General features: G+C 66.4%; 5 protein-coding genes and 1 pseudogene. 5 read left to right on the forward strand and 1 reads right to left on the reverse strand.

The window, feature by feature from the left end; translation table 11 throughout:
• Nucleotides 1-286 precede the first annotated feature (286 nt).
• The 5 genes from D7W79_RS38905 (at nucleotide 287) to sctV (ending at nucleotide 4412) form a co-directional block, all read left to right on the forward strand.
• A complete protein-coding gene (locus D7W79_RS38905; RefSeq protein ID WP_120530291.1) occupies nucleotides 287-508 on the forward strand; it encodes a hypothetical protein in 222 nt (73 codons plus the stop codon).
• 253 nt (nucleotides 509-761) lie between these two features.
• Nucleotides 762-983 (forward strand): hypothetical protein, encoded by a 222-nt coding sequence (locus tag D7W79_RS38910; RefSeq protein WP_120530291.1) that lies wholly within the window; start codon nucleotides 762-764, stop codon nucleotides 981-983.
• 180 nt (nucleotides 984-1163) lie between these two features.
• On the forward strand, nucleotides 1164-1631 hold the full coding sequence (locus D7W79_RS38915; protein WP_120530292.1) for a hypothetical protein: 468 nt from the start codon (nucleotides 1164-1166) through the stop codon (nucleotides 1629-1631).
• Nucleotides 1632-1730: 99 nt separating this feature from the next.
• Nucleotides 1731-2198, forward strand: a complete 468-nt coding sequence (locus D7W79_RS38920) for a tetratricopeptide repeat protein (protein WP_120530293.1) — start codon at nucleotides 1731-1733, stop codon at nucleotides 2196-2198.
• A gap of 87 nt (nucleotides 2199-2285) precedes the next feature.
• Nucleotides 2286-4412 carry a type III secretion system export apparatus subunit SctV gene (gene sctV, locus D7W79_RS38925; RefSeq protein WP_120530294.1) on the forward strand — a complete coding sequence of 709 codons (2127 nt, stop codon included), beginning with the start codon at nucleotides 2286-2288 and terminating at the stop codon, nucleotides 4410-4412.
• 76 nt (nucleotides 4413-4488) lie between these two features.
• On the opposite strand, the pseudogene D7W79_RS44075 reads toward sctV, so the two are convergent.
• Nucleotides 4489-4752: pseudogene (locus tag D7W79_RS44075) on the reverse strand (FHA domain-containing protein); the annotation flags it as partial.

Raw genomic sequence — 4752 nt, forward strand, 5'->3', positions numbered from 1 at the left:
ATGAGCACGATCACGAACCTGATGAAGAAGATGGACGAGATGGCGATGGCGGCCATCAACAACCTGAAGTAGTCGCTGACAGGTTGAGTGGTTCGCTCCGGCCCCGCGCTGGTGCTCCTTCGGGAGTGCCGGTCCGGGGCCGGCGGCGTTTCAGGCTTCAGGCTCGGCGGCAGGGGAAAAATGATTTCAGGAAATCACCCAGGAAACTCCGGCCCCCCTCCACCGATAATCTTTTTGTAGCTGTCGCGGTCACAAACCTCTCGTCGTCCTCCTGAAGGAGCACACCATGGCCAGCGGCCTCGCGAACGTCCTCTCCACCGCCATCAGCACCTCCAACTCCCAGCGCTCCTCGATGGACGACATGATCGCCCAGGCCCCGCCGGAGCAGAAGGGCTTCCTGGAGGCGCAGAAGAAGGTTCAGCAGGACTCGCAGATCATGAGCACGATCACGAACCTGATGAAGAAGATGGACGAGATGGCGATGGCGGCCATCAACAACCTGAAGTAGTCGCTGACAGGTTGAGTGGTTCGCTCCGGCCCCGCGCTGGTGCTCCTTCGGGAGTACCGGTCCGGGGCCGGCGGCGTTTCCAGCCAGGTGGTGGGTTGCGCTAGACTGCCCCGTCGGGAGGCTCGGCGCGGGCTCGGAAGCCGGAGGAAATGATCCTGGAAATCACCCAGGAAACTCCGGCCCCCCTCCACCGATAATCTTTTTGTAGCTGTCGCGGTACAAACCTCTCGTCGTCCTCCTGAAGGAGCACACCATGGCCAGCGGCCTCGCGAACGTCCTCTCCACCGCCATCAGCACCTCCAACTCCCAGCGCTCCTCGATGGACGACATGATCGCCCAGGCCCCGCCGGAGCAGAAGGGCTTCCTGGAGGCGCAGAAGAAGGTTCAGCAGGACTCGCAGATCATGAGCACGATCACGAACCTGATGAAGAAGATGGACGAGATGGCGATGGCGGCCATCAACAACCTGAAGTAGTCGCTGACAGGTTGAGTGGTTCGCTCCGGCCCCGCGCTGGTGCTCCTTCGGGAGTGCCGGTCCGGGGCCGGCGGCGTTTCGGGCTTCGGGAAGCGCTCGGCCCCTTGTTCGGGATCCGGAAACTCTCCTACCCTCTCCGCCGATAACCTAGAAAACCGCATTTCGAACGAGGTTGGCTCCATGAGCTCCAACACCATCAACCGCCCCCCTTCCAGCGTTCCCACGGCCCGCACCACGGCCCCGGCCCAGGCGAATCCCGCCGCGTCGAACCAGGCCATGCGCGAGCTGAACACCTTCAGCACGCAGCTCAAGCAGGCCTCCGCCGCGGCGCCGCAGCAGGCCGCCGCGAAGCAGACCTCCGCCGCGGATGCGCAGGCGACCGGCCGTCAGGCCGTGAACGACCTGGCCCAGTCGTACACGGCCATCCTGAACGAGTCGTCCAGCAAGCGCGCGCTGGAGACGGCGCAGGGCAAGGTCGACGCTTTCGTCGCGGCCAACCCGAACGCGACCCCTGAGCAGATCCAGGCCGAGGCCAAGAAGGAGCTCAACAAGGCCTCCTCCGCCGAGTACATCTTCAAGTCCATCATCGACAAGTCGATGAACGACATCATGGCGAAGGTGCAGGAGCGGATCGACGACGCGAAGTAGTTCCTCAGCCCGTGCCTTGGAAGGGTCCCCGTCTGGCACTGACGGGGACCCCGGGCTAGACTCCCCGCCGCTGCTGCTCCCGCCCCGGTGAACGCGCCGATGACGACTGAATCCAAGGCCACGGTGTCGAACGACAACGAAAAGCCCCTGTCTGGACCGGAGATGCTCGAACGGGCCACGGAGGGCTTCAATCTCTTCCAGGACGGGCACTTCAGCGAGTCGCTGGCCATCTTCGAGAAGCTTTCGGCCATGGACCCGAGTGAGGCCTACTTCCAGACCGCCCTGGGCGCCTGCCACCTGGCGCTGGAGGACCTGGACACCGCCGTGGCGTGCTTCAACCGCGCCATCGAGCTGGACCCCACCGACATCACGCCCTTCGTCAACCGCGGTGAGGCGTTCCTCCGCCAGGGTCGGACGATGGAAGCGGCCCGTGACTTCCAGCATGCCGTGTCGCTGGACCCCGAGGACAAGGACCCCCTGAGCCGTCGTGCGCGCATGCTCGCCGCCGCGGCCCTGGAGAGCTCGGACGAGGCTTCGGAAGCCGAAGCCCCCGAGGACCGCTCGTAACCTGAGCGCAGGCTCCCTCCCCGGACAGGGGAGGGAAGGCCCCCCCTTGGGCTCGGGGGCGGGCACGGATTAGGATGGCGCTCGCCGATGGCCAACGCCGATCCGAACAGCTTCCTGAACAAGTACTCCGACATCGTCCTCGCGGTGGTCGTCGTGGCCATCGTGGCGATGATGATCGTCCCGCTGCCGACGATCATCCTGGACGTGTTGCTGACGCTGAACATCAGCATCTCGGTGGTACTGCTCCTCATCTCCCTCTACGTGCCCAGCGCGCTGTACCTGTCGTCGTTCCCGACGATCCTGCTGATCACGACGATGTTCCGCCTGTCGCTGACCATCTCCACCACGCGACTCATCCTGCTCACCGGCGACCCGGGTGAAGTGGTGGTCGCGTTCGGTAACTTCGTGGTGCAGGGCAACTTCGTCGTCGGCGCCATCCTCTTCCTCATCCTGGTGGTGGTGAACTTCATCGTCATCTCCAAGGGCTCGGAGCGCGTCGCGGAAGTGGCCGCGCGCTTCACCCTGGACGCGATGCCCGGCAAGCAGATGTCCATCGACGCGGACCTGCGCGCGGGCGTCATTGATCAGGACCAGATGAAGAAGAAGCGCCGCGACCTGGAGCGTGAGAGCCAGCTCTTCGGCGCCATGGACGGCGCGATGAAGTTCGTGAAGGGCGACGCCATCGCGTCCATCATCATCACGGTCATCAACATCGTGGGCGGCCTCATCATCGGCGTGACCCAGAAGGGGCTGACCGCCGGTGACGCCGCGCAGAAGTACACGCTGCTCACCATCGGTGACGGTCTGGTCGGCATGATTCCCGCCATCCTCATCTCCACGTGCGCCGGTATCCTGGTGACGCGCGTGGGCGGCGAGGAAGAGGGCGCGCACCTGGGCAAGGACGTGGGCTCGCAGCTCACCGCCTTCCCGAAGGCCATCGCCATCGCGGCGGCCATGCTCGTGGGCCTGGGCCTCATCCCCGGTCTCCCCAAGATTCCCTTCTTCCTGCTGGGCGCGGGCGCGGGCTTCGGCGCCTACACGATGATGCGCAAGCGCGATGAGGCCATCGCCGCCGAGGAGGCGGGCCCCGCGATGGAGTCCAGCTTCGGCACGCCGGTCTCCGCCGAGCCTCCGCCCAAGGAGCAGCTCAACCCGGACTCGGAGCTGTTCATCCCCGTCGTCACGCCCATCGTGCTGGAGGTGTCCGACGCGCTGGTGCCCTTCGTGGACTCGCGGCAGGACGGCGGCAAGTTCCTCTTCGAGCTCATCCCGTTCATGCGCGACGGCCTCTTCGTGGAGCTGGGCGTGCGCTTCCCCGGCGTGCGCGCGCGCGGCAACGGCGGCCTGCCACCCGGGGCCTACCAGATCCAAATCAACGAGGTCCCCGTCGTCACCGGCCAGGCCACCCTGGGCCACATCCTGGTGAACGACACGGTGGAGCGCCTCAAGCTGATGAACATCCCCGGCTTCGAGGCCATCAACCCCGCGACGCGCCAGCCGGCCGCGTGGGTGCCCGAGCAGTTCCGGGAGACGCTCGAGTCCGCGGGCCTCACCACCTGGGACGTGCCCGGCTACATCATCCTGCACACCGCCGCCGTGCTGCGGAAGAACGCCCGCGAGTTCGTGGGCGTGCAGGAGACGCAGACGATGCTGGAGCAGCTGGAGAAGGCGTTCCCGGCCATCGTGAAGGAGGTCGTCCCGAAGATCGTCAACGTGCTGAAGCTGACGGACATCCTCGGACGCCTGGTGGAGGAGGAACTCTCCATCCGCGACCTGCGCGGCATCCTCCAGGCACTGTCGGAGTACGGGCAGGTGGAGGCCGACAACGTCATGCTCACGGAGCATGTCCGTGCCTCGCTGCGCCGCTACATCTCCCACAAGTACGCGCGCGGCACCGGCACGCTGGTGGTGTACCTGCTGGACCCGAACATCGAGGAGGCCATCCGCAGCTCCATCAAGCGCACCTCCGCGGGCGCCCACCTGGCGCTGGAGCCGGAGATTGCCCAGGAGATCGTCGGCGCGGTGCGTTCGGAGTGCGGCCACCTGCCGCCCAGCGCCCAGCGCCCCGTCATCCTCACGGCGATGGACATCCGCCGCTACGTGCGCAAGCTGCTGGAGTACGAGTTCAACCCCTCGTTCTCCATCCTCAGCTACCAGGAGCTGTCCCCCGAGCTGAACATCCAGCCGGTGGCGCGCATCTCCTCCGGCCGGTAGTCCCCGGCGCCGGAAATACGAAGGCCCCCGTCTTGTGACGGGGGCCTTTGTCGTTTCAGGAGCAGGCCGAGACGCTTCAGGCGCCCGCGAGCACGGCGATCATCAACACCAGGAAGCTCAGCCCCACCACGCCCATCACGATGAGCGGGACGAGCTTCTTCTTGTCCGCGAGCGCGGACACCGGCGCGGGTTCGGGCTCCGGCTCGGACATGGACTCGCCCATGCCAGCGTCGGGCTGCGGCTCCTCGGAGGAGGCGTCCGGCTGCGGCTCCTCGGATGGGGCGGGCTCCTCCGGCGGCGCGGGGGCGGGCTCGGGCTCCGGTTCGGGCTCCGGCGGGGG

This window comes from Corallococcus exercitus (assembly GCF_003611585.1).
GTDB lineage: Bacteria > Myxococcota > Myxococcia > Myxococcales > Myxococcaceae > Corallococcus > Corallococcus exercitus.